The 25,045-nt window shown below is 41.8% G+C and carries 19 protein-coding genes; 14 read left to right on the top strand and 5 right to left on the bottom strand.

What is annotated here, in order from left to right; genetic code table 11:
• The 5 genes from RG47T_RS19010 to RG47T_RS18990 all read left to right on the top strand — a co-directional run.
• Positions 1 to 707: glycosyltransferase family 4 protein (locus RG47T_RS19010; RefSeq protein ID WP_216351075.1), on the top strand; the 707-nt coding region annotated here is incomplete at its 5' end.
• Entirely contained in the window at positions 700 to 1,752 is a 1,053-nt protein-coding gene (locus RG47T_RS19005; RefSeq protein ID WP_074491035.1) for a glycosyltransferase family 4 protein, read from the top strand. The genes RG47T_RS19010 and RG47T_RS19005, both read left to right, overlap by 8 nt.
• Before the next feature lie 156 nt (positions 1,753 to 1,908).
• Positions 1,909 to 3,099, top strand: a complete 1,191-nt coding sequence (locus RG47T_RS19000) for a glycosyltransferase (protein ID WP_074491034.1) — start codon at positions 1,909 to 1,911, stop codon at positions 3,097 to 3,099.
• Between the two features lie 82 nt (positions 3,100 to 3,181).
• The gene (locus tag RG47T_RS18995) at positions 3,182 to 4,120 is read left to right on the top strand and encodes an NAD-dependent epimerase/dehydratase family protein (RefSeq protein ID WP_074491033.1); all 939 of its coding nucleotides are present in this window, start codon (positions 3,182 to 3,184) and stop codon (positions 4,118 to 4,120) included.
• A gap of 7 nt (positions 4,121 to 4,127) precedes the next feature.
• Positions 4,128 to 5,984, top strand: a complete 1,857-nt coding sequence (locus tag RG47T_RS18990) for a hypothetical protein (protein ID WP_083627459.1) — start codon at positions 4,128 to 4,130, stop codon at positions 5,982 to 5,984.
• 176 nt (positions 5,985 to 6,160) lie between these two features.
• Here RG47T_RS18990 and RG47T_RS18985 read toward each other — a convergent pair whose 3' ends face one another.
• Positions 6,161 to 6,631 (bottom strand): hypothetical protein, encoded by a 471-nt coding sequence (locus RG47T_RS18985; RefSeq protein ID WP_074491031.1) that lies wholly within the window; start codon positions 6,629 to 6,631, stop codon positions 6,161 to 6,163.
• A gap of 142 nt (positions 6,632 to 6,773) precedes the next feature.
• On the opposite strand from RG47T_RS18985, the gene RG47T_RS18980 reads away from it, so the two are divergent.
• Positions 6,774 to 7,514 carry an NIPSNAP family protein gene (locus RG47T_RS18980; protein ID WP_074491030.1) on the top strand — a complete coding sequence of 247 codons (741 nt, stop codon included), beginning with the start codon at positions 6,774 to 6,776 and terminating at the stop codon, positions 7,512 to 7,514.
• 85 nt (positions 7,515 to 7,599) lie between these two features.
• Here the strand turns inward: RG47T_RS18980 and RG47T_RS18975 are convergent, their stop codons facing one another.
• Together RG47T_RS18975 and RG47T_RS18970 are read right to left on the bottom strand one after the other, a co-directional pair.
• Complete coding sequence (locus RG47T_RS18975; protein ID WP_074491029.1) at positions 7,600 to 8,097, bottom strand: hypothetical protein; 498 nt, start codon at positions 8,095 to 8,097, stop codon at positions 7,600 to 7,602.
• Positions 8,094 to 8,456, bottom strand: a complete 363-nt coding sequence (locus RG47T_RS18970) for a sigma-70 RNA polymerase sigma factor region 4 domain-containing protein (protein WP_139235737.1) — start codon at positions 8,454 to 8,456, stop codon at positions 8,094 to 8,096. Before RG47T_RS18970 ends, RG47T_RS18975 begins: the two co-directional genes overlap by 4 nt.
• A 414-nt stretch (positions 8,457 to 8,870) precedes the next feature.
• On the opposite strand from RG47T_RS18970, the gene RG47T_RS18965 reads away from it, so the two are divergent.
• The 4 genes from RG47T_RS18965 to RG47T_RS18950 are packed head-to-tail and all read left to right on the top strand — an operon-like array spanning position 8,871 to position 13,289.
• Positions 8,871 to 10,565, top strand: coding sequence for an immunoglobulin domain-containing protein (locus tag RG47T_RS18965; RefSeq protein ID WP_074491027.1), 1,695 nt, complete (start codon positions 8,871 to 8,873; stop codon positions 10,563 to 10,565).
• 28 nt (positions 10,566 to 10,593) lie between these two features.
• Positions 10,594 to 11,271 (top strand): hypothetical protein, encoded by a 678-nt coding sequence (locus RG47T_RS18960; RefSeq protein WP_074491026.1) that lies wholly within the window; start codon positions 10,594 to 10,596, stop codon positions 11,269 to 11,271.
• 37 nt (positions 11,272 to 11,308) lie between these two features.
• Entirely contained in the window at positions 11,309 to 12,280 is a 972-nt protein-coding gene (locus tag RG47T_RS18955; protein WP_074491025.1) for a T9SS type B sorting domain-containing protein, read from the top strand.
• Between the two features lie 7 nt (positions 12,281 to 12,287).
• Complete coding sequence (locus tag RG47T_RS18950) at positions 12,288 to 13,289, top strand: PorP/SprF family type IX secretion system membrane protein (protein WP_074491024.1); 1,002 nt, start codon at positions 12,288 to 12,290, stop codon at positions 13,287 to 13,289.
• Between the two features lie 66 nt (positions 13,290 to 13,355).
• Here RG47T_RS18950 and RG47T_RS18945 read toward each other — a convergent pair whose 3' ends face one another.
• Both RG47T_RS18945 and uxaC read right to left on the bottom strand, forming a co-directional pair.
• On the bottom strand, positions 13,356 to 14,330 hold the full coding sequence (locus RG47T_RS18945) for an integrase core domain-containing protein (protein WP_074490421.1): 975 nt from the start codon (positions 14,328 to 14,330) through the stop codon (positions 13,356 to 13,358).
• A 167-nt stretch (positions 14,331 to 14,497) separates the two neighbouring features.
• Positions 14,498 to 15,898, bottom strand: coding sequence for a glucuronate isomerase (gene uxaC, locus RG47T_RS18940; protein WP_074491023.1), 1,401 nt, complete (start codon positions 15,896 to 15,898; stop codon positions 14,498 to 14,500).
• A 246-nt stretch (positions 15,899 to 16,144) separates the two neighbouring features.
• On the opposite strand from uxaC, the gene RG47T_RS18935 reads away from it, so the two are divergent.
• The 4 genes from RG47T_RS18935 to RG47T_RS18920 form a co-directional block, all read left to right on the top strand.
• On the top strand, positions 16,145 to 17,038 hold the full coding sequence (locus RG47T_RS18935; RefSeq protein WP_074491022.1) for an SdiA-regulated domain-containing protein: 894 nt from the start codon (positions 16,145 to 16,147) through the stop codon (positions 17,036 to 17,038).
• Positions 17,039 to 17,053: 15 nt separating this feature from the next.
• On the top strand, positions 17,054 to 20,656 hold the full coding sequence (locus RG47T_RS18930) for a metallophosphoesterase (protein ID WP_074491021.1): 3,603 nt from the start codon (positions 17,054 to 17,056) through the stop codon (positions 20,654 to 20,656).
• Positions 20,657 to 20,699: 43 nt separating this feature from the next.
• Positions 20,700 to 23,045: a hypothetical protein gene (locus tag RG47T_RS18925; RefSeq protein ID WP_074491020.1), complete on the top strand. Its 2,346-nt coding sequence runs from the start codon at positions 20,700 to 20,702 to the stop codon at positions 23,043 to 23,045.
• A gap of 121 nt (positions 23,046 to 23,166) precedes the next feature.
• Positions 23,167 to 25,045, top strand: a 1,879-nt coding sequence (locus tag RG47T_RS18920) for a hypothetical protein (protein ID WP_253187539.1), incomplete at its 3' end; no start/stop codon positions are given.

The following is a 25,045-nucleotide window of genomic DNA, read 5'->3' as shown; positions in this document are numbered from 1 at the left end:
GCCCAGCTCATTATAAGCTGCTTCCATATTTATTAAAAAAAGTAAATCTTATTTTTACTACAGGTTTCGAATCTGGAAACCTGCTACATAAATTAACAGGCCGGAAAATAAATATACAACCCAGCGGCATACAGCCACATTTTTTTGAAAAACAGCAAACTAAAGACTTTGACCGCCCCCGATTTGAGATAATTACTGCGGCAAACCTGCACCCGGTTAAGAATATTGAATTTATATTAAATATCGCAGAGAAGTTAAAAGATATGAGTTTTAAAATAGCAGGGGCCGGGCCATTAAAGCAGGCTTTGCAAAGTATTATAGATAAAAAGCAATTAAATAATGTTTCTCTGCTAGGGTTTAAAGACACTTTCGACATAAAGAAATTATATGATAACAGCGATTGCTTTCTTTTAACATCTTTTGCCGAAGGCACGCCTACCGCGGTACTTGAAGCTATGGCATGTGGTTTGCCAATTATTGCTTCAAATGCAGGGGGCCTCGATAACATTGTAAAAGATGGGGAAAACGGATCTGTTTTAAAGGGGTTTGATGTTGATGCTTATCTTGAAAAGATTAAAATGCTTCAAATCAGTAAAGAATTAAGAATGTCAATTTTTACTAAAAACATTATCACTGCCGAAAGTTACAGATGGGAAGTTGTAGCTAAAAATATTACTGATAGCACAATTAAATGTTTAAATGGATAAACCCAAGGTTTTGCAACTTATTACAGGTTTAAACCCTGGCGGCGCAGAGAAAGTAGTGTTTGATTTAAGCCTCTACTTAAACAATAACGGTTTTGATGTACATGTTATTGGTTTAAGTGAGTTAGACAGGTTGTTGCAAAATTTTTTGGATAATAAAATAAATGCCCGTGTATTAAAGCTTACTAAAAACCCCTGGTTGTTTATTAAAGGGCTATTTGCAGTAAACAAATTTATAAAGCAAAACAATATAAAACTTATACATGCGCATTTAATGCATGCTTTGATATTTGCCTCGTTATTAAAAATCATTAACCCCAGCTTATCTGTTGTTTTTACATCTCACAGTTTTAATATTGGCTCTAAAATAAGATTTGGTATTGTGAAGTTTCTGAAACCATTTAGAAAAGCAGATATTTTGTTTTCCGAGAAAATGAGACGGCCTTGCTATAAGTCGGACGCGCTAATAATTCCAAACGGAATTAATGTTGAGAGTTACGCCACTTCGTATATTAAGTACCCAAAGTTTACTTTTTTGTGTATAGGCAGGTTGGAGCATGTTAAGAATCAAAAATGTTTAATTGATTTTGCAGCGTGTTTAAAGCATCAGTTTGAGTTTGAGATAAAACTGGTAGGAGACGGCGTTTTAAGAGCGCAGCTTATGCAATATGCACAAGAACAGGGTGTTGCAGATGTTGTTGATTTTTGTGGTTTTAGCAACAATATAGCAGAAATGTGTGCCAGGGCGCATGTGTTTTTGATGCCGTCTTTATGGGAAGGGTTGCCTATCTCTCTGCTCGAAGCCGGTGCTTCGGGGTTGCCTGTTTTAGCTACCCCGGTAGGTAGCATCCCCGAAGTAATTACTCCGGCCCATGGATATTTGGCTGAGGCTGCTTTGTTTCCACAAATGATGCTACACATTTATGAAAATTACGCAGAAGCTACAGCTAAAGCAGCGGCTTTGAAAATACTGGTTAAAGAAAAGTATAGTTTAGATGGCATTGCACAAAAGCATATCAATTTATATAAAAGTATGCTGATTGACTAGGTGTATTTAGTTAATTCCGGTTTGAAAAAAATGATACTAAATATTATCGTTAGTAAAAACATAGTATGTTATTAGGCCTACAAAATTTACACAAAAAACCTTTTAAATAGTGTAATGTAAATTATATTACTCAATTTAGGAGGTTAAAGTATAATAATGCCTAAGGTTTTACGAGTTTTAAATAGACTTAATGTAGGTGGCCCCACCTATAATGTAGCTTATTTATCTAAATACATTAATCCAAAATACCAAACTAAAGTACTTGCGGGTATTAAAGACCCGCATGAAGGGAGTTCGGAATATGTTTTAAATGATTTGGACGTGGCATATGAATACGTACCTGATATGTATAGAAGCATAAGCCCTTTAAAAGATGCGAAGGCTTTTAGGCATATTAAAAAGGTGGTTGAAAGTTATAATCCGGATATTGTACACACCCATGCTGCAAAGGCCGGTGTATTGGGCCGTTTGGCCGCTTACCATAGCGGTAAAAGGCCAAAAGCAATATTGCATACTTACCATGGTAATGTTTTCGACGGCTATTTTTCACCGTTAAAAACAAAAATATTTTTAAGTATTGAGCGTTATCTTGCAGGTTTAAGTAACGCAATTGTTGCCATTAGTGATCAGCAAAAATACGACCTTGTATATAAATACAGCATTGCCGCCGAAAACAAGATCCATGTAATAAAATTAGGTTTTGATTTAGCTAAATTTGCCGAGAATAACACGGAGAAACGTTTAAGCTTCCGTAGGTTTTACAATATTGCTGATAATGAGGTTGTAATAGCAATAACAGGCAGACTTGCACCAATTAAAAATCATTTTTTATTTATTGATGCATTAAAGATAATTAAGGAAACAAGCCCCGAAGTTAAGTTCAAGGCATTTATTGTGGGTGATGGTGAGTTATTGGAGCCTATAGTGCAGAGAATCAGCGAGTCTGGCCTAACATTTTGTAGCGCAAATGAAAACAATTTTGATGTAGATGTCGTATTTACTTCGTGGCGTAAGGATATTGATGTAATTAACGCAGGATCTGACATTATAGCACTTACTTCTTTAAACGAGGGCACACCTGTAAGTATCATAGAAGCAATGGCATCGGCCAAAGGTGTTATATGTACCAATGTGGGAGGCGTAAAAGATGTGGTAAAAGATGGGTACAGCGGTTTCTTATGCAAACAATCGGCAGTTGTTTATGCGGCTAAGCTAAAGGAACTAATCTTAAATAAAGGCCTGAGAGATACAATGGCTGCAAACGGTAAGCAGTTTGCATTACAAAATTATTCGTATACCCGCTTAGTGAGCGATACTGAAAAGTTGTACGACTATTTATTAAAATAAAAAAGATAATTTATTACATTGGATATAATATTAACCCATCGTTAAAAGAGGCATCTAACATCTAACTATTTATACGTTTACTATGATACGAATTCTAATAACAGGCGGGGCAGGTAATGTCGCTGGTGCGCTCGCTTGCCACTTGGTTCAAACAAAACATTACCATATTGTTGTTGCCGATAATTTAATTACCGGCTCTGTAAAAAACCTGCCAAAGGGATGCGATAACTTTACTTTTATAAAGTGTGATGTAAATGATTATAACGATTTATCGGCAATTATGCTGGCCTTCAAATTTGACTACGTGTTTCATTACGCAGCCTTAGTAGGCGTAAAAAGAACATTAAATAATCCTATAGCTGTACTGCAGGATATTGAAGGTATAAAAAACATACTTAACCTGTCTAAAAACACAGGTGTTAAACGCGTCTTTTATTCTTCGTCTTCAGAAGTTTATGGCGAGCCGGTAGAGTTCCCTCAAAACGAGCACACCACACCATTAAATTCAAGACTGCCCTATGCTATTGTAAAAAATGTGGGCGAGGCATTTTTTAAATCGTATTATAAAGAGTTTGGCCTGCCGTTTACAATATTTAGATTTTTTAATACTTACGGCCCTAAGCAAAGCAGCGATTTTGTTGTAAGTAAATTTATTGATGCCGCTTTAAACAACAACGATATTACAATTTACGGCAATGGCTTGCAAACCAGGACTTTTTGTTATATTGATGATAATATAGAGGCTACAACCAGGATATTTGAAAAATCACTTCACTTAAATGAAGTAGTAAATATTGGTAATTCTACAGAAACAACTATCGTTGAGCTAGCCGAAAGGATAATTGCAATGACCGGATCATCATCGTCAATCATCCACCTGGATCCCCTTAAAGAAGGAGACATGACCCGCAGGCAACCCGATAATTCTAAAATGCTAAGCGTGCTTAACCGTAAATTATTAACTATTGAACAAGGTATAAATAAAGTATTGGAGCTCAAGTATAGTTTAGTGAATAAATAGTTCTGCCATGATGTCTGTTGTACTTAAACCTATTATTACCGGCATCATATCCTTAGTAGCCTGTTTGGTAATTACACCATTAATTATAAAGCTGGCCTACCACAAAGGCTGGGTGGTGTATCCGCGTAATGATCGCTGGCATAAAAAACCGACCGCCCTTATGGGGGGGATAGGTATTTTTATTGCTTTTAGCGCTGCGCTGTTAGGTATGGAATTTGGTGAAATGCATTGGGCGCTTTATGGTGCTGCATCGGTTATGTTTTTTGTAGGCCTGGTAGATGATATCTGGGAAATAAAACCGGTAATTAAACTCTTAAGCCAAATTGCATGCTCATTTATTTTAATTTATAACGGTTTTATATTTGGCGGCGGCTTACTTGGCTGGGCCGGTATACCGTTAACGTTTATATGGGTAATTGGCATTACTAATGCCGTTAACCTGTTAGATAACATGGATGGGCTGGCAGCTGGTATATCTGGCATTGTAGCCCTTATTGCAGGTATCTTGGGTATTTTAAACGGCGAGTACGTATTGGCATCAATGGCGTTTGCTGTAACAGGCGCTACCTTTGGTTTCTTATTTTATAATTTCAAGCCTGCCCGCATTTTCATGGGCGATTCCGGCAGTTTATTTCTGGGGTTTTCCCTTTCTTTTTTAAGCGTTGCAGTACAGGGTAAACTAGGCTCGTCTTCGGCTATATTGGTATTGCTTATCCCTATAAGCTTAATGGCTATCCCAATTATGGATACTACACTGGTAACCATTAAGCGGCTTGCCGCCGGCCGCCGGGTTGACCAGGGAGGCAGAGACCATACCTCGCACCGGCTGGTAGCCTTAGGGCTTAGCGAAAAGAAAGCAGTTTTAACTTTATACTGTATTAGTGGTATATGGGGGCTATTGTGTGTTTTAATATGTAAAACGCAAATTAATAACCTGTTTCTGTGTATACTGATGCTGGCTGTTTTTTCAGTTATATTTTCAGTAGTACTATCTAAAGTAAAAGTTTATAACGAGTCGGAAGAGAAGCTTTCTTACCTGCGTATGCGCGGGCAAAAAAGCGGTAATAACCTTATGCTTCGTTTTTTTCTTTTCCACAAAAAACTTATCATAGGTGTATGTACAGACATTTTGATCATATACAGTGCTTTTTTAGTGGCTACAAAAGCCATGCACATTACCGGTTCAGAAAGTGATTATATTGTACTGGCTACGTTTATATGCATTAAGATATCCCTGTTTTATATTACCAACCTGTATTATCGCATGTGGCGGTATATGGAAGTTTTAGAAGCTGCGGGGTATTTTATTACCATTGTAATATCTACAGTTGCCTTGTCTGTTATCCTTTTTGTTAAAGGGAAAACTGAATATTCATTTTATTTTTTCCTGATAGATTTTCTGCTTACCTATATTGGTGTAATGTTTACCCGTCTTTTTTACAGATGGCTAAGCGATGTAATTAACAGGAACAGGCAAGGTGAAAAAAAGGTATTAATATATGGTGCGGGCGATAGCGGATATTTATTGATCAAAGAACTTTTACAGAATCATAGGCACAAACTGCGCCCAGTTGGCTGGATTGATGATGATGAAGCCAAGCATAATATGTACTTGCATGGTTATAAAATTTATGGTGGTAAGGAAAGTTTGCAGGCTATTTGCCAAAAAGTAAAACCCGATATGGTTTTAATATCATCGAAATTAATAGATCATGATCATGAATTACTTATTAAGAAAATATTAGATTCCCTTAATATCGGTCTGGGCCGTTTTTCGCTAACATTAACATATACCACATCTCCAGGTATTGACTTATCTGATAACGTGACCCTCGAGCTGCCAATAGATAAGTTCGACGTATAGTTTGTTAGAAGAGGCAAGTTCGGCTCGCCGCTTTTGCAGTTTTTTGCTTAATTCCCTGTCGGTAATATCTGTTTGTACCGATAAATGGCAAATTACATTGCCTGTTTGGGAGTTAATAAATTCGTAATGATTTAATTGCTGTTCCATGGCCTTAAAAAATTAAATCATAGCAACCGTTATTCCATACTTTCAATAGCTGTTGTTATGGCTTTTACTAATTGATTATCCAGATTATTGCCCAATAATATATTCCAACCTTGCTGGGTTTGCTGTAACCAGCACAACTGCGATTCACCACCACTGAGCCTGCTATTTAACACCACTTTATATACATAAGCAGGTTTACGGTAACCCACGCCAATTTTTAACACCCTGGTACGATGCAATTGTTGCGCGTAGCTAAAAGTTATTGAGAAATCATTTGGTGTGTCTTTATTGTCAATTACCTGCAATACCGGTTCGGAATTATTAGTAGCCGATAGTGTTTCTGTTTTACATGCGATAGCATGCAAACGCTCATCGGCATCTATTGTTACTTTATCTGTTACAATTTGTAACGGGGTAAGTTCGGTTTTTTGAAATGCAGACACTAACATATTACTTAAATTATTACCGGTCTTTTTATTAAGCGGTAGTATATAAACCATCAACAAGTTAAATTGGTTTTATATCGCGCCACTTAAATTATTTATTTATTGTATATTTATTGTCATAAAAAGAAATTCGAATAGATTTTAAATTTACTATTCACCGGCTTTTTAGTTAACTTGGTGTCCAGTTAAGCCACTTATGAAAATACTTTTTACTACGTTTCTTGCATGTTTGTTAGTAGGAACAGCCAATACTGCTGTTTTCGCTCAGAACAGCAATAAAGCATTTGGCGATTATTATCAGATCAGTATTTACCACACCAGTGGTAAAGCCCAAACAGATTCATTGAGCCAATATTTCGAAACCGCTTATCTGCCACAACTGCACAAAGCAGGGTTTAGTAAAATAGGTGTATTTATGCCGCTGGCAAATGATACCAGCGCCGATAAAAGGATTGTGGTATGGATGCCGTTAAAGGGATTGAACGATCTGCAAAAAATTAGCCTTAACAACGATTGCCCTAAATACAAGCGCCTCGAAAATGTGATTCTCACAGCTTTTGAAAAAGCCCCTCATTATAAATTACCCAACCTCAATGGCCCCAAAGCAGATCATATTTATGAGCTTAGAAGTTACGAAGGCCCAACGGAAGAACGTTACCTGCAAAAAGTAAAAATGTTTAATGTTGGTGATGAAGTGGGCTTATTTGCCCGTCTGAGGTTCAACGCCGTTTTCTATGCTCACGTACTGGCCGGCTCCCGCATGCCTAACCTCATGTACCTAACCAGCTTCGATAATATGGCCACACATGACGCCCATTGGAAGGCTTTTGGCGATGATGCTTACTGGAAAAAGTTATCGGCTTTGCCGGAGTATCAAAATACAGTATCAAAGGCTGATATTATTTTAATGCACGCAGCGGGATATTCGGATTTGTAATTAAATTTACGTGACACCCGTTTTCTATTTTTAATTAACAAAGGCATCTTTTAGGGATGCCTTTGTTAATTAAGGTATGTACCGCTTATTTGCTTTGCAGTTGTTTCACTTCTGTTCTTAACTCTTGCAATTCCCGGTTTATTTGGCGGTTTTCTAAGTAGAAGTATATCGTGCAGCCCAAAAAGATTTTACTTAATACAAATACAGCGGCAAAAACCCACCGCCACGATTTGTGAAGCCGCATCTGGCTCGATTCCGATTCTACCTCGATAAACTGCTGATCGCGTTTTTTTTGATAGGGTTCTTGAGGTTCACCAAGCTGTTTTAAACGGAGTGGCTCTGGTTCCGGCATTTCGATCAGTTCGTTCAGGTTTTCCTGAATTTTTAGCCAGGTGGTCGGCGGAGGTTTAATGGCCATTTGTTGGGCAATACGCTCCATGTCGGTTTCCAACTCAAAAAGGGCCTGCTTTACTTCAGGAAATTTTTCTTTATAATCCAGCAGTTCTTGGGTCTCCGCTTCGGATGCCGAGCCCAATACATAAATTTCGAGTATACCGCTATCTATATAATTCTGAATATTCATAGCCCCTTTCTGATTATCGCAAACGCTTCTTTTAAAGTAGTACGTATTAAATCCTCTGGTTTATTTAACTCTTTTGCCAGTTGTAATGTTGTTTTGTGGTTGTAATAAATGCTGGAAAAAATTAATTGTTGCTCGTCGGTCATTCGGTCAAGAAATTTATTTTTATCCTGCCGGGTGTTTATTCCATTTCCCAAATGGCTTCCTCCTCCAACAACGAACGAATCTGACAAGTGTTTCTTAGCTAAGCGTTGCAACTGACACCAAATGTTGGTATCTGTATTATTAATCTCGTGTAAATGTTGCGGAATAGCGTTAAAAATGCTTACTAAATGCTGTTCGGCCTTTTGATGATCTTTCACAATTTCTGAAAGATATCCCAAAAGCATACCTGCATACCTGTTATACAGATCTTGCAAAGTGTAAGGTGTTTGGTTCAGTAAAATCTGTCTTTGCGGTTCCAAATTGTCTAATCTAAATATTTGATCCAACTCTCCATAAGCCTACAGGAATATTCAGGTAGATGTTTATTTGCGGTTAAGCAAATAAATTCAATCGTAAAAATAAATAAAATTTGGTTAATCCGGCAAATCTTATTTCGCTGGCAGCAAGCAGTGCACAGGCTGAACAAAACAGGGTTTAATGAACAAAATGAATCGCTGTAAAGCCCTGTTTCCTAGATAAATTAGATAAATAGTTCCCCGGTTTATGCATCACATTACCATGATTTAGTATGGTTTCAGGCACCGGGAATAGCCAAACTATTATCACTTGCTGTGCACGGAAATAAAACATTAACCACTCTGTATCGCTACCTGGCTTTGCTATTATGCATAGCCGGCATCAGTGGTGTTGCACGGGCTCAATGTACCTATCCCGTCCGGCGATATGCTACCAGCCAACAGGTTAACGCTGGTGCGCTAACATCAGTTACCAACCCAACTAATGCGGCAGATGGCAACATTACTACCTACTCAGTAATAAACAGACCGTTAGGGGTGGGCAGCTTAATTACGGTTACGCAGTTCTTGTCTTTCAGCAGTCAAATTATTTCTGGCACGCCGGTTACGGTAAAGGTTAATATTCCGGCATCATTAGTCGCATTATTAGGTGGCGTTACAATTCAGCCATTTACCGGGTTAAAAAATGACATTAGTACAGGTTTCACCTGGCAAGCCACCGCTGCGGGTTCTGCAACTACGCTTTCATCGTTAGTAGGCGTTGCCAATGGCGCGGGTGATATGGAGCTAACCATTACGCCAACTGCTAATTACGATGGCGTGTGGGTTACAATGTCTGGCGTTGCCATAGGCCAGAGCATGAATTTATATGATGCCTATGTAATGCAAGCCACGCCTGCCGTTGCCGACTGCGGTACTGCGCTTGATGTGCTATCCGGCGTACGCGCAGGCGGCGTTAGCCTGGTTAACGCAACAGGTTCGGTAACTAACCCAACTAATGCTATTGACAATAGCTTAAGCACATATGCTACCCTCAATTTAGGCGCACAGGTTTTAAGTGAAGTGTATTTAACCGCAATTTTTAACACGCCATCGCAACCCGGCGATGTAGTGCGGATGATATTGCAAAATAACAGTGGTAGCGGGGTAATTAATCTGGGGGCATTGTCAAACTTTACAATTCAGCTCTATAATGGCAGTACTGCGGTGGGGGCTCCCATTCTAAGCAATTCTACTAATCTGTCGTTAACACTGTTACCCGGTACCACAGGTAATGAAGAATACCAACTGGATATCAAGTCGCTCCCTACCGGTACTGCATTTGATAGGGTAGATATACAATTAGGCGGCGTAGCTGCTGTGGGTACAGCTCTCCGCATTTATGATATAAAACGCTTGCCGGCCACCCCGGTAACTACCATTGGGGGTACTGTGGCTGCATCGCAAACTATTTGCCAGGGTAGCACAGCAACATTGGCCATTAACAATGCACAGCCAAATTGTACCACTTACAGCTGGTATAGTACAGCAACCGGCGGCACCGCTATTACAACAGGCACATCTTATACCCCACCCGCCGGCAGCCTGAGCACAACTGCTGCCAATACGTATTATGTACAAGCCAGCCGTACTGGCTGTACGGAGGTGAGCGACCGTATACCGGTAACTATAAATGTAAACCCGGCACCAACTATCACTAATTCTGCAATACCCAGAACTTGTAAGGGCACAACCACTGCAAGTATGCCTTATACCTCCAGTAACGCACCAACTAGCTACAGCATTGTTTGGGATCCTCCTGCTATTACGGCGGGTTTTGTAAACATCACAGATGCTGTTTTACCTCCGGGGGCTATTACGGTAGCAGTACCGGCCGGTGCCGCGGCAGGCACTTACACAGGCATCATTACCGTAAAAAACGGCACTACTACCTGCAGTAGCACAGGCCTGCCCTTTAGTGTAATTGTAGATACCAAACCAACACAACCAGTAGTAAACGTAACACTTTAAATATAAAACCCTAGAACCCAAAAAGAACATGAAAAAGTCAACATTATTCAGAATCCTGCTCACATTCATCATCATGATGGGGGGCATTACAGCAAAAGCCCAAATTAACACTTTGGCTGGTTTAACCGGCGCTGTAGCCGTTTATTGCCCGGCAGAACAGGTAAAAATGCTTGCGGCATCATCAGGTACAACATATGCATGGTTACGATACCCTGGTAAAGATTTAACAGGTACGCCGGTAACCCTGGCGGGTACTACAGCCAATTTGGTTGATGTACCGCCAGCGCCGGGTTATTATACCTATGTATCAACCTCATCTAACACTAATTGTACGTCAGATCCATCTACGCCTGTTGTTATATATGCTTTGCCTAATATTACAGCTACGGTAACAGGGCCCGCAGCTGCTTGCGTTAGCGCAATTGGTACCACCGTGTTAACGGCAACGGCCGCAAATACAGAAGCCACAGATACGGATGTATTTGGCTATACCTATCAGTGGTCAAAAAACGGAACAGCTATAACCGGTGCAACCAATACAACTTATACATTAAACGCCACTACTGATGCCACGCTGGGTGCCCAGGCATTTACGGTTAGCGTTAAGTACATCATCAGGCCGGCTTGTACAACTGCAGTATCAAATACACAAACCGTTACAGTTGAGCCTAACCCAACTAAACCAACTGTAACTATTGTACCATAGTTGAAAGTTATTGCACTAATTAATTTAAACCATACCCATGGGTAACCACAAAGTATTTGTTGCTTTTATGGTTGCACTAATACTTGCTGCAACGGGGAGCGCCGGCAACGCCGCTCCCCCAATAGCAGGTCAAACTGTAACTATACTGCAGGGGCAAACGGCTACATTACATGCCGCATCTGTTCATGGGGTGGCTTTTCAGTGGTTAAAAAATGGAGATAAGATAGCCAATGCTACTAAAGATTTTTACGTGGTTAACAGCCCCGGTACTTACCAGGTGATGAGTATAAATTCGGGCGACTGCGCTTCAGAACTATCAGATCCTATTAACGTAGTGGTTAAAATACCGGGCAACATCGTATCGGCAGATATGTCAATTTTACTTACATCCGCACTTAGTTCTATGAACTTAGAGACACCGTTTACCTATACCATCATGATTAAAAATAACGGGCCATCTACCGCTACAAGCGTTAACGTACAAAACCGCCTGCCCGGCGAAGTTGCTTTTCAGCAATTAACTGCACCGGCAATGGGTAACGCGGTATATACAGATTATAATAAGAAAATAACCTGGACGCTGGATAAACTCGAGACAGGGCAGTCAACCTCGTTTGATTATCGTGTGAAAGCGCTACAATATGCATCAATTACCAATACAGCCAGTGTAAGCGCGGCAGAAACAGACCCAGATCTGGCTAATAATACAGCAAGTAATACCATCGTGTTGCTGGGTTTAACCATACCTAATGTATTTACCCCTAATGGCGATGGTGTTAACGATACGTTTGAGATACCCGGTTTGGGTAACTACACGGGTAATGAGCTTATTGTGATGAACCGTTGGGGATCTACAGTGTACCAAAAGAAAGGCTATAATAACGAGTGGAATGGAGAAGGGCTTAATGAAGGCACTTATTTCTACCTGCTTAAAGTGCAGCAGCCAGGTAGTGGAAAATGGGACGTATATAAAGGGTATATCACCCTGTTGAGGGCTAAAACTAATTAACTGAAAAATGAAAAAGACCATTTTGCTGTTGGTGTTTGCCATAACCGCCCTTTGTGCCAGGGCACAGCAAGACACACAGGTTAGCCAGTATATTTTTAATGGTATTTATATTAACCCGGCCTATGCGGGTTATAAGGACGATCTGTTTATCCAATCGTACTACCGCTCGCAATGGGTGGGGGTTAATGGTGCGCCTAAAAGTTTTGCGGTGGCGGGTGATGGTTCTTTTCAAAACGGAAGTGTAGGCCTTGGGGTAATATTAAGCAGCGACCAGATAGGTGCGCAAAGTGTGGTAACCGGTTATTTAAATTATGCCTACCGCATTCGTGTGGGCGAAGACGAAAACTCTAAACTGTCTTTCGGCATTGCCGCCGGGATGATGCAGCTGGGTATTGACGGGGCAAAGTTAAATGCCATTACTCCCGGCGACCAGGCCGTGCCCGTAGGGTCGCAAAGCCGCCTGACACCCGATGCCAACTTTGGGATCTATTATTCTACAGCGCATTACTTTGCCGGGGCCTCCGCCACCAATATATTGGGTAAGTTTATATTAAAGAATAATGAATCGAGCATATTGGTACCTATACCTCAACCACACTTTTACTTAACCGCAGGTGCGCTTATTGGTATTAACGAGCAGATGAAATTTAAGCCGGTTATTTTGCTGAAGGATGATGTAAAAGGCCCGACATCTTTAGATATCGACGGTTTTATATTGATGAATGAGCGCCTGTCAATCGGGGCATTTTACCGCAGTTCTGTTAAGCTGTATCAAAAAAACAACCTGCAAAACGATTTGCCCAGCCAAAATGCTTTTGGCGGCATTATCGAATTTTTTGCCACCCCCAACCTGCGCATAGGCTACTCTTATGATCATGCGCTGAACGCCCTGGGTAATTATAACTACGGCAGTCATGAGCTGTCTGTAGGTTTATATATAGATAGAGGCTCATCAAGAAAATCGGGTAGTTATGTTGGGAGTGATGGGTCGAGGTGTTATAAGTTTTAGCTTCTAATATTTAATATTGTCATTGTTGTAAGGGTTATGTAATTCGGTAACAGAATTAGGTATTTATTATTTGTTGTTTAGGGTGCACATTTCGATAGGTTTTTTGCCGTTAATGCCTTGATGCGGTCTTTCCCAATTGTAATAAACAAGATATTTTAACAATTCGTCTTCTAACTCTTGCAGGGTATCAAAATCTGTTTCTTCGATAAGATCTTCTTTTAATGTCCTCCAAAAGCGTTCAACCTTGCCGTTGGTTTGTGGCCTGTAGGGTTTCATGTAACGGCGTTTAATGCCGGTTTCCATTAGCATTCTTTCAAACGGGTGCTTGTTTTTGTTTTGACTGCCAGCTGGCCCAAATTCAGGCCCGTTATCTGCGATCATTTCCTCGAACTGGATACCGAACTCTCTTTTGATTGCCTGCATGCAATGCATAGCAGTAAACATGGTGGTTAGTGCGGTGATGTCCTCCATCACCTGCGCCCAGGCTACGCGTGAATAATCATCCAGCACACACAGCAGATAAAGCTTCCTGTTTTGCCCCCTGATCACACTTTTGCTTAAGTGATGACAGTCGATATGCCCTAACTGGCCCATACGTTCCTTAATGATCTTTACCTTTAATTCCCGGTCTGCCGGCTTTAAACGATTCCGGTTATGCCGCTTCAGGACGTTGTATACCCCTGATGGTGATGGTGTAAAGTTATTTGATTTCTGTTTAAGTTGATTCGTGATCTCAAACTTATTGCAACCCCGGTCCCGAAGGTTTAATATCTGCTGCTCATCTTCATCAGATGGCCTGCGGTTCCCATACTTAGGTCCGCGCTTGCCTGGCAACAGATCATTTTCATTACCAGACTGTTTGAAAAGATTGTAATACTTTAAAAAAGCCCTTGCATCTGTATCATGAGCCAAATAGAAATCTTTGGCAAATCTGAATACAGGGTGCTCCCCGCGCTTTACCTGTTCATACTCTCCAATTAGAAAACGATATTTACTTAAATAGTTCCGTTTTAAGGTGAGGTCATTATTAATGTTCCGCATAACGTTAGCTTTAATTGTATAAAGCTAATTCTGTTACCGAATTACTTGACCTTTACAATTGTGAGCGATAGCGTGGCAATCTCGTAGCTATGTAGATCGAATTAGCGTGCGACGAGAATGCCACGTCGTTCCTCCTCGCCATGACAAATATTAGAGCAGACCTCACCCTAAAAATTAAAATACCCCTTCGCGTTATTATAGCTGATATCCTGCACAATTTTACCTACCCATTCATAATCTGCGGGTAGCTCACCCTTCTCAATATCTTCGCCCAGGATGCTGCAAAGTAACCTGCGGAAATATTCGTGACGGGGGAAGGACATAAAGCTGCGCGAATCTGTAAGCATACCAACCATGCGGCTTAGCAGGCCCATGTTAGAGAGTGTGTTAATCTGGCGGGTCATGCCATCCTTTTGGTCATTAAACCACCAGGCCGAACCAAACTGAACCTTGCCTGCTACAGAGCCGTCATTAAAATTACCCACCATGGCGGCCATCATTTCGTTATCAACAGGATTAAGGTTGTAGATGATGGTTTTAGCTAACCTGTCCTGGCTGTCCAGTTTATCCAGAAAACGGGATAACGACCGGGCCTGGCTAAAGTCGCCGATGGAGTCCCAGCCGGTATCGGGGCCTAATGTTCTTAAGGCACGGCTGTTGTTATTACGTAATGCACCTAAGTGATATTGCTGCACCCAGCCTTTTTTGTGATCCCACAGGGCAAATTCAAACAGCATTGCCGATTTAAATTTCAGGATCTCAAGCGGTAAAAGTGGGTGATTATCGCGGATCTTTTTAAAGATGCTCCTGATCTCTTCCTCCGTATAATCTTCGGCATAGATCTGCTCCAGGCCGTGGTCGGATAGTGAGCATCCGTTTGCTGCAAAATAATCATGACGGCTTTTCAATGCCTGTAAATAAGCATCGTAATCAGCAATATCGATATTTACTACTTGCGCCAGTTTATCGATATAAGTATTCAGTGCAGTTAAATCGTCCGCATTCATGGCTTTATCAGGGCGATAGGCAGGTAGTATCTTAGTGCTAAAACCAGACTGTTTAAGCTGCTGATGGTATTCGAGCTTATCTAATGGGTCATCGGTGGTACCAACCGCCTCTACGTTCATTTTGGTAAGCAGGCTGCGTACACTAAACTCAGGCGTTTGCAGTTTGGCGGTACAATCTTCATAGATTTTTCTTGCTGTACCCGGTCCCAGCAGGTCGGTGATGCCGAAATAGCGCTGCAATTCCAGGTGTGTCCAATGGTAAAGCGGGTTGCGCAGGGTATAAGGTACTGTAGCTGCCCATTTTTCAAACTTTTCAAAGTCGCTCTTATTACCGGTAACGTAGGCTTCGTTTACACCATTGGCACGCATGGCACGCCACTTGTAATGGTCGCCGTAAAGCCAGATCTGGGTAATGTTATCAAAACGAAGGTCCTGTGCAATCTGATCGGGCGGCAGGTGGCAATGATAATCAATGATCGGCATCTGTTTGGCATAATCATGATATAAGCGTTCTGCCGATTTATTGGGCAGTAAGAAATTATCGTCTAAAAAATTCTTCATAACTGGTTTTGCGTGGGCAACACAAATAAATGAGATAATTAGTAATGATACTAATATGGATTTAGAATTCTACGAAAACGTTTAAGCTTATTAAGCCCTCTCTTTTGGATAGGGCTGGGTGAGGCTCCATCAAAATTAAACATCAAAGTAAACATTGCCGCTAGGTACGTGTATATTACTATGCGCTTAACCATTTCTTAATAATAGCCAGGCGAAGAATAGATTTAACCCCTAGTATCATATAAAATGTCATTAAAAAATATAACAGTTATCCCCAGAAAAAACAGACTAAAGTATATTGGTTTAACAATGGCTTCGGGAGCGATATTCGCTCTATTGTCGTGTGCACCCAAAGCAGATTTTCTTAGTCCCGAAGGTTACAACCTCAACAAACCGGTAAAATATTTTATGCCAGATAATCTCGAAGAAATTTCGGGCATTGCCTTTAACAAAGGTAATGCTGCCATGCTTTATGCCGAAGAGGATGAGAACGGCCGTGTATACTACATGAAACCTGGCGATAAAGAAGCCAAGTTTTCCAGTTTTAAACAAACCGGCGATTTTGAGGATATGGCTATTGCTAACGGGCAGGTAGTGATGCTGCAAAGCAAGGGTAAACTATATACATTCCCGCTGAGCGATGTAAACGGGACTAAAATTGACAATGCGCAGGAGTTTAAAGGCCTGCTGCCCCCGGGCGAATTTGAAGGCATGTACGCCAACGAGCAGGGCCAGGTATATGTAATGTGTAAGCATTGCGATATCGACAAAACCAGCAAGCAAACCAGCGGCTTCATTTTTCAGCTGGGTGGCGATGGCAAACTAACTGCAAACGGAAATTTCAGGATCAATGTAAAACACATTGCCGATCAGCTAAATGATCAGAAAGTATCTTTTCATCCCTCGGCGCTGGCGCAAAACCCACGTAGCAAGCAATGGTATGTGGTATCATCTGTTAATAAATTATTGGTGATACTTAACGAGCAGTGGAAAGTGATGCAGGTATTTAAATTAAACCCGGCCGTGTTCCCGCAACCGGAGGGTATTGCGTTTGATAGTCAGAACAACTTATACATCTCTAACGAGGGCGACAAGATTGATCCCGGAACGGTATTGAAATTTAATTATTCGGGTAAATAATCCCGGTGTTTATATATGAAGAAACAACTACTGTGTTGCTTATTGTTGTTAATATCCTGCGCTGTACAAGCACAGGATAATGTTGTGCATCGTATTATTTATATTGGTGATGCAGGAGAAGCAGATAAGCAGCAGGGTGGTGTACTAACCCATGCGCAGTGTAAAATTATTACCGGTAAAACCACCGTAATTTATCTGGGCGATAATATTTACCCGACAGGGATGGGCCTGCCCGGCAGTAAAGAAGAAAAAGAAACCGAAGGCATTCTGCAATCGCAATACCAGCCGATGCGCAGCAAAGGCGCCCCGGTTTATTTTATCCCCGGCAACCATGATTGGGACCGGATGGGCCCGCAGGGTCTGGCAAAAATAAAGCAGCAGTGGGAATACATCAGCGAGCAAAAAGATTCCTTATTAAAGGTAGTGCCAGAGAATGGTTGCCCCGGCCCTTATGAAATTAAGATCAATGATAACCTGGTCGTTATTGCCTTCGATTCTGAGTGGTGGGTTTATATCTACAGTAAAGAAAACCCCGATGCCGATTGCGATTGCAAAACCGGTGATGAAATTACCGCCCGCTTCCGCGAGATATTAAACCGGAATCGCGATAAAATAATTATGCTGGCAGACCATCACCCGTTCTGGTCGTACGGGCACCATGGTGGCTATTATAATATCGTCGACTACTTTTTTCCGCTTACATCAGTTAATAAAAAATTATATGTGCCTTTGCCGGGCCTGGGAGCCTTATACCCTTTGTTGCGTGGTACATTTTCGATAACAGAAGATCAGGGGCATCCGCTATACCGCAACATGATTGCGAAGATTAACGGTGTATTTAAAGATTTCCCTAACGTGATCCATGTATCCGGGCACGAGCATGGGCTGCAGTTTATTAAAGATCATGAGCAGATCCAGGTGGTAAGCGGCTCGGGTGCCAAAGAGGCTTTTGTAAAAAAAGGGAAATATGCCCTGTATGCTCAAACCAAGCCTGGTTTTGTAACCGCCGATTTGATGGCTGATAAAAGTATTAAGTTTACCTACTACGCAGGTACTGATACTGTTTTTAACGAAGTATTCGCTTATACTAAGCCTTACAAACCCGTTGCCCCGCCGCTATTGAGCACTAATAAACCCATAACAGCCGACAGTGTAATTGTAAAAGCCCGGCCCGAATACGACCAGGTGGGCAACCTGCACCGCAAACTATATGGCGAAAATTACCGGAAAGAATGGGCTGCACCCGTAAAGTTGCCGGTTATTAAAGTAAGCAGCTTTAAAGGTGGGTTAACGCCGGTACAATTCGGCAGCGTACATCAAACCAAATCATTGCGGTTAAAGGATGCAAGCGGTAAGGAGTGGCTATTAAGCAGCATTGAAAAATATCCCGAAATTTTATTACCCGGTGCCCGGAGGGAAACTTTTGCCAAATCGTGGATAGATGATGCCATGTCGGGCCAGCACCCATATGCTTCGCTGATGGTACCTGTTTTGGCGAATGCCATTAAGGTGCCACATACTAAACCTGTTATTGGCTGGGTATCGCCGGATAGGAAACTGGGCTTTTATGAAAAAGATTTTGCCGGTACCATTTGCCTGCTCGAAGAAAGCGATCCCGGCCGCAAAACTGATAACACAGGTTTAATGATGCGGAAGCTGAATAAGGACAATGCTAACCGGGTTGATACCCTGGAATTTTACCGGGCAAGGCTGCTCGATTGGTTCATCGGCGATTGGGACCAGCAGCAGGACCAGTGGCGCTGGGCCGATAAGCAGCGGGGCAAAAACAAATATTACAGTGCCGAACCCCGCAACCGTGAGGCCGCATTTTTTATCAATGAGGGCCTGATACACAAACTGGCATCTGCCGACTGGGTGTCGCCCTACCTGAAAGGATATAAAGCTAAAAAGGACAATATCAATGATTTTTATTACAATGGCCGCGAGCTTGATGCCCGCTTTTTATCGGGCATTGTCTACGATACCTGGATGCAAACTGCCAAACAATTTACTGCAGCTATAACAGATTCGGTATTGAATGCATCTTTAAATCAATTGCCAAAAGCTGTTTATGATCTTCGTCATCATGAATTGCTAAAACTGATGCAACGCCGCCGCGATAATCTGGTAACCGCAGCAGACAAATATTACCGCTTTTTTAACCGCATAGTCGATATCAAAGCCACAGATGTGGATGAGCTGTTTATCATCAAAGATACAACAGACAACAACGTGCGGGTATCCGTTTACAAACGTACTCCAGATGGGGGTATCAGTTATGCATTGTTCTCTAAAGTGTTTGACCATCGTATCACCCGGGAGCTGCGCATTTATGCCGGCAAGGGGCAGGATAGTGTATCGGTTGATGATCAATCGGCTAAAATTAAAGTGAGGCTGATAGGCGGCAAGGGGCAAAAAAGTTATTACGTCACCAGTACTAATGCGCATACCAAAGTTTACGGTAAACAAAGTAACGCCATGTTCAGCGGCCCCGCGGCTGGCAGGGTGACTAAGCATTTTTCTGATGATTCTACCACGGTGGGTTATGTGCCGGTTAATTTGTTTAATAATACAATTCCCTTGCTTTCTACAGGCTACAATCCCGATGATGGCTTTTGGATTGAAGGTGGTGTTAAATTCATTCGTCAGGGTTTTCGCAAGGCACCGGGCAGCACGCAACAGGTTACGCTAATGCATGGCTTTGGTAATGATGCCAACCGCTTGCGCTATACCGGCGAGTGGTTCCACGCATTAAGTAAAGCCGACCTGGAATTGCAGGCCCACGTTTACACGCCAAACGTGATCAACTATTTTGGGCAGGGTAACAATACAGGCTTCAACAAAACAGGGGATTACCAAACCTACTACCGGGCTAAGTTTAATCTGATTGGGTTTGATGCTAATGCCCGTTTCCGCAATGCAGCCGGGTCAGAAAACGTGCGCATTGGGCCAACCTTCCAATACTACCATTACCAGGGCGATGATAACATTAGGTTAATTAATGACCCGGCCCTTATTCATAATTATGATAGCCGGTTTATTACCAAAGACAAGGTTTATGCCGGTATCAATGCCATTTATATTGATGACAAGCGCAACAATGCAACGCTGCCCGCCTGGGGCCTATACCTCGGCCTGAAGCTACAGGGCATGGCGGGCTTAAATGCCTATTCGAGCTCCTATTTTCAAATAACGCCGGAACTGCAATTGTATAAAAGTGTAACCACCAATTCGTCGTTTGTTATCAGTGATAAAATGGGTGGTGGCTTAACTTTCGGTAAAACGCCCTTTTATCAATCCATGTTTTTGGGCGGCCCCGATAATATGCCGGGGTTTCGCCAGTATCGTTTTGCAGGGCAGCAAATGTTTTATAATAACCTGTCGGCAAGGGTGAAAATTAATAATTTGGCTCCTTATATTTTGCCGGGCCAGTATGGCGTTACGGCAACTTACGGCCTGGGCAGGGTTTGGGGGAACGATCAGCCGTCGAAAGTTTGGCATAACAGTGTTGCAGGCGGTATGTATTTTGCACCTGCAGACCTGGTTTTGCTGCAATTACAAACGGGTTATTCTAAAGACGGTTGGTATCCGTATATTACCTTAAAACTAAATATCTAATTAATAACATCCAAAAGCAGGTTATCTTAGTATATAAATAGTAATGCAGTTTAACGTATTCCATATAGATAAAAAGCTGAAGCTGGCAGATGCGGTTGATGCCGCATTTTCATTCCATGTATTTGCGAATGATTTGAAGCGCCGCGTAGCTACAGAACAAACCATAAAGGCCGAATTTTATAAGCTGTTGCTCAATAAAATAGCCGAACACCCCGAATTGCAGTACCCCATTGCGGTAGAAGATGCGGCAAAATACAAACAGGTGTTAGAAACCATCTACGCCGTATTATCGCCGCCTATTGTTGATGAAGCCAATTTTTATTGGGGCATAGGTATGCCTATCCCCGGCGATGTGGTATATGGCACAGATGCCTTTGTGCAATTTATAACTGATTATAACGCAGACCCTAAAACCATTATTAACCAGGGTGCCAATGCTTTTAACAAGCGGCTGGAATTATATATTTATAGGCTTGTGCTCGAAAAACTATATCACATTTCGTCAGACGTAAATACCGATACCATTTACCAGAAAGAAGGTAATGCCGACGGGTTGGAGAAGTATTTCAGCATCCACATGGATACCAGTTTTGTGGAAGTTACGGCCAAACAAACACTCCCCGAGTTAAAGGCAGATTTAATTGAAGAATATTTACAGGCAGGCATAGGGGCAGAGGCACTGGCAGAGGTTATCCCGCTCAGTATGTTCAGGATTGAGGGCTTTGCCATTATTACTATTGAAGATATTACGGCAGATCAGTCTATCGAAAACATCAGGCTGGCGCTGGTTAATGATACTGCCAACCAAAATGATCTTTTTGAGCAGGTTACACATGCCCTGCAAACCCTTACCGGCAATAGTAGTGTTGAATTTGGCTTGCTACCCTTTTTAAAGGTAAACGGCAAATTGGTTTATGATACCGAAGAGTGTTTTACCAGCGTACTGGTTAAGGCTTATGCAGATCAGCATGTATCCGAAGAAACCTATGGGGCTCTTACCCAGGCGTACATCAAAAATCCCAAAGCCCTGTTCTATAACGAAATTTATGATGATAAGGCCAGGGAAAACATTTATCTGCAATCACTGAAAAAGGCCGGTATCATTTCATACGGGGTAATGCCGGTTTACCATAACCGCAAGCTGGCCGGGGTAATGGAGATTTATTCAAAAAAGGATATCATTCATTATGAAAAACTACTCTCTAAACTGGAGGCTGCCGTACCATTATTATCACAGCTGTTAAACAACAGTATTGTACAGTTTAATGAGCGTATTGAGGATATTATTAAAGATAAATTTACAACGCTGCAGCAATCTGTTGAGTGGAAATTTAATGAAGTAGCCTGGAACTATATCCGCCAGCGGCGTGATAACCCGGAAGATGTAGAAATAAAAACGATCTCATTTAAAAACGTGACCCCGCATTACGGTGCTATAGATATCCGTAGTTCTACCGCCAAAAGGAATATCGCCTTACAGCAGGATCTGAGCACGTTGCTTAACAAGCTGTCGGATATATTTAAAGTATTCTCTAAAATTGCAGGCCTATCTGTAGAAGAAGAGCTGATTAAACAATGTGAAGCATGGCTAATCCGTATAGGTAAACAAATTACAGACAGCGATGAGCTGAATATCAAAGAATTTTTAGAGATTAGAATCTATCCCGTACTGGATCAGATAAAAGTAGAATTCCCGGAAACCAAACCTTTAATTGACGCTTATTTTGAAGCCACCAACGAGCTGACAGGCGAAGGTTTTGCCGGCAGGCGCGAGCTGGAAGAGTCGATGACAATGATTAATACCGCGCTTAATAATTACTTTGAAAGGGCGCAGGGCAAGCTGCAGCAAATCTATCCCTGCTATTTCGAAAAATTTAGGACGGATGGCGTGGAGTATGATATTTATACCGGGCAGTCACTGGCCCCCGATCAACCGTTCGATCCGGATCATTTAGGCGCCTTTCGTCGCTGGCAGTTAAAATCTATGATTAAAATTGCACAGATCACCGGTAAACTTACCGGCCTGATGAAGTGTAAACTGGAAACCACGCAACTTATATTTGTACATTCGGCGCCTATTGATATTTGTTTTAGGAAAGATGAACGCCGTTTTGATGTAGAAGGTGCCTACAATATCCGCTACGAGGTGATCAAAAAACGAATTGATAAGGTGTTGATTAAAGATACGGATGAGCGGCTTACCCAGCCGGGCACCATAGCACTCATCTACTCCAGCGATAGTGAGGCAGATGAATTTATGCCCTACATTAAAGAGTTTCAGGATGAAAAAATGTTATCCGGAATTGTTGAACACCATAATCTGGAAGAATTGCAGGGCGTAACCGGCTTAAAAGCCTTAAGGCTCAACGTAGAAACTCATACTAATTAATCTGTAGTAACACTGATTAATGTGAATTATCCTTCGCACAAATGTTAACTATTTGTGTTATTGTATTAATTTGCTTCATGCAAAATGTTTAACCACAAAAATCATCGATTATAAGCTATACATGTACTTTAATAAAAGCATCAAAATTTCCATCGTTTTTTTAATAACGCTGCTGTGCAATAGCGTTATGCCTGCTTTTGCGCAAATTATAAAAGGCGATAGTATTAAAATTGCCGTAGCGCCCGAGTACGATAGCGTAACAAATTTTCACCGTACCTTATTTGGAGAAAACTACCGGAAGCTATGGGCTACGCCGGTAAATATGAAAGTTTTTTATCTTGAGAAAGAAAAAGGCGGCTTAAAAATTGTTGGAAAAGGTGGTGGTAAACAAACCCAATCGCTGCAGCTAAAAGATAGTCTGGGTAACGACTGGCGTTTACGTACGGTACAAAAATATCCAGATCGCGCATTACCGCCCGATTTGCGTAAAACTATTGTTAAAGATATTTTGCAGGATGAAGTTTCAACTTCGCACCCATTTTCGGCGTTGATTGTACCGCCATTAGCACAAGCATTGGGCATCCCGCACTCAGATCCGCAGATTGTTTATGTGGCTGATGACCCGGGCTTAGGAAAATATCGTAAAGATTATGCGAACCATGTTTTCCTGTTTGAAGACCGGGACCCGCTGGATGTAGACAAAAGCGATAACACTGAAAAAGCCGAAAAAAAACTGGAGGCCGATAATGATAACCGCGTTGAGCAAAAACTAGTATTACGTGCCCGTCTGCTGGATATTGTAATTGGCGACTGGGACCGCCACGAAGATCAATGGCGCTGGGTACATGATAAGGGTGACACCGGCATCGTTTATACCCCGATACCGCGCGACCGGGATAAGGTGTTTTATACCACATCCGGAATTTTTCCATGGGTATTGGCGCACCAGTTTTTAAAATCGCAGCTACAGCCCTACACGGGCGATATTCGTGATGTGCCGGGCTGGAACTTTAATGCCCGCTATTTCGACCGGTATTTTTTAACTCAATTAAGCGAAGCCGATTGGAAAGAGCAGATTGCTGATGTGCAGCGTTTGTTAACAGACAGCCTGATAATAAGCGCTATGAAACGGATGCCGGGTAATATCTACCGCATGTCGGGCGGGCATTTGATCACCGAATTAGAGAAACGCAGGGATAATCTCGAAAAAATAGGATTGATCTATTATAACTTCCTGGCAGACCATGTGGATATCCCCGCTACTAATAAAATGGAGCGTTTTGATATAGACGAGCAGGCTGGTGGTAAAGTAGAAGTAACTATCCATAAAATTAAAAAGAGCGGTGATACTGCCCAGGTAATCTACCACCGCGTATTTGATCCATCGGTTACCAAAGAGATCAGGCTGTATGGTTTGGGTGGTAAAGATGTTTTTAATGTAACCGGTACCGAGGCTTCGCCCATTAAAGTACGCATGATAGGCGGCGATGGTGTGGATAGCTTCTATGTAGATAAAAAACTGAATAACCGCAATGATCTGTATGTGTACGACCGGTCTGACGAGAAAAATAGCCTGCCATCGCGTGCCGATGCCAAAATTCGCACGGCTACGGATACGCTCGTAAATTCCTTTGATCGTACGGCTTTTAAATACAATAATAACTCGCCTATTGTACTGGCCAATTACAATACAGACGAAGGCATTACGCTGATAGGCGGGATGCTGTTCGAGAAACAGGGCTTCCGTAAAGAACCTTATGCTTATCATCAAACCTTACTGGCGGGTTATTCGCTGGGCAGGCAATCGTTTTTGTTTAGCTATACCGGTGATTTTAAAAAGGCCATTGGTAATAATGATCTGTATATCAGCGCGCTTTCGAGGGGGCCCAATAACATCGCCAACTTTTTTGGCATCGGTAATAACACGGTATTTAATAAGGATGATGACCATGGTATAGAATATTACCGTAATCACTACAATACCATTAACCTGGATGCCC

It is taken from the genome of Mucilaginibacter polytrichastri, assembly GCF_001911425.1.
Taxonomy (GTDB): domain Bacteria; phylum Bacteroidota; class Bacteroidia; order Sphingobacteriales; family Sphingobacteriaceae; genus Mucilaginibacter; species Mucilaginibacter polytrichastri.
The sequence above is the reverse complement of the archived record's forward strand: the minus strand, read 5'-3'. Positions and strand labels throughout refer to the sequence as shown.

What these genes read in the sequence shown, in the direction of transcription:
- RG47T_RS19005 (WP_074491035.1), top strand. Translation starts at nt 700, where the DNA reads ATGGATAAACCCAAGGTTTTGCAACTTATTACAGGTTTAAACCCTGGC.
- RG47T_RS19000 (WP_074491034.1), top strand. Translation starts at nt 1,909, where the DNA reads ATGCCTAAGGTTTTACGAGTTTTAAATAGACTTAATGTAGGTGGCCCC.
- RG47T_RS18995 (WP_074491033.1), top strand. Translation starts at nt 3,182, where the DNA reads ATGATACGAATTCTAATAACAGGCGGGGCAGGTAATGTCGCTGGTGCG.
- RG47T_RS18990 (WP_083627459.1), top strand. Translation starts at nt 4,128, where the DNA reads ATGATGTCTGTTGTACTTAAACCTATTATTACCGGCATCATATCCTTA.
- RG47T_RS18985 (WP_074491031.1), bottom strand. Translation starts at nt 6,631, where the DNA reads ATGGTTTATATACTACCGCTTAATAAAAAGACCGGTAATAATTTAAGT.
- RG47T_RS18980 (WP_074491030.1), top strand. Translation starts at nt 6,774, where the DNA reads ATGAAAATACTTTTTACTACGTTTCTTGCATGTTTGTTAGTAGGAACA.
- RG47T_RS18975 (WP_074491029.1), bottom strand. Translation starts at nt 8,097, where the DNA reads ATGAATATTCAGAATTATATAGATAGCGGTATACTCGAAATTTATGTA.
- RG47T_RS18960 (WP_074491026.1), top strand. Translation starts at nt 10,594, where the DNA reads ATGAAAAAGTCAACATTATTCAGAATCCTGCTCACATTCATCATCATG.
- RG47T_RS18955 (WP_074491025.1), top strand. Translation starts at nt 11,309, where the DNA reads ATGGGTAACCACAAAGTATTTGTTGCTTTTATGGTTGCACTAATACTT.
- RG47T_RS18950 (WP_074491024.1), top strand. Translation starts at nt 12,288, where the DNA reads ATGAAAAAGACCATTTTGCTGTTGGTGTTTGCCATAACCGCCCTTTGT.
- RG47T_RS18945 (WP_074490421.1), bottom strand. Translation starts at nt 14,330, where the DNA reads ATGCGGAACATTAATAATGACCTCACCTTAAAACGGAACTATTTAAGT.
- uxaC (WP_074491023.1), bottom strand. Translation starts at nt 15,898, where the DNA reads ATGAAGAATTTTTTAGACGATAATTTCTTACTGCCCAATAAATCGGCA.
- RG47T_RS18935 (WP_074491022.1), top strand. Translation starts at nt 16,145, where the DNA reads ATGTCATTAAAAAATATAACAGTTATCCCCAGAAAAAACAGACTAAAG.
- RG47T_RS18930 (WP_074491021.1), top strand. Translation starts at nt 17,054, where the DNA reads ATGAAGAAACAACTACTGTGTTGCTTATTGTTGTTAATATCCTGCGCT.
- RG47T_RS18925 (WP_074491020.1), top strand. Translation starts at nt 20,700, where the DNA reads ATGCAGTTTAACGTATTCCATATAGATAAAAAGCTGAAGCTGGCAGAT.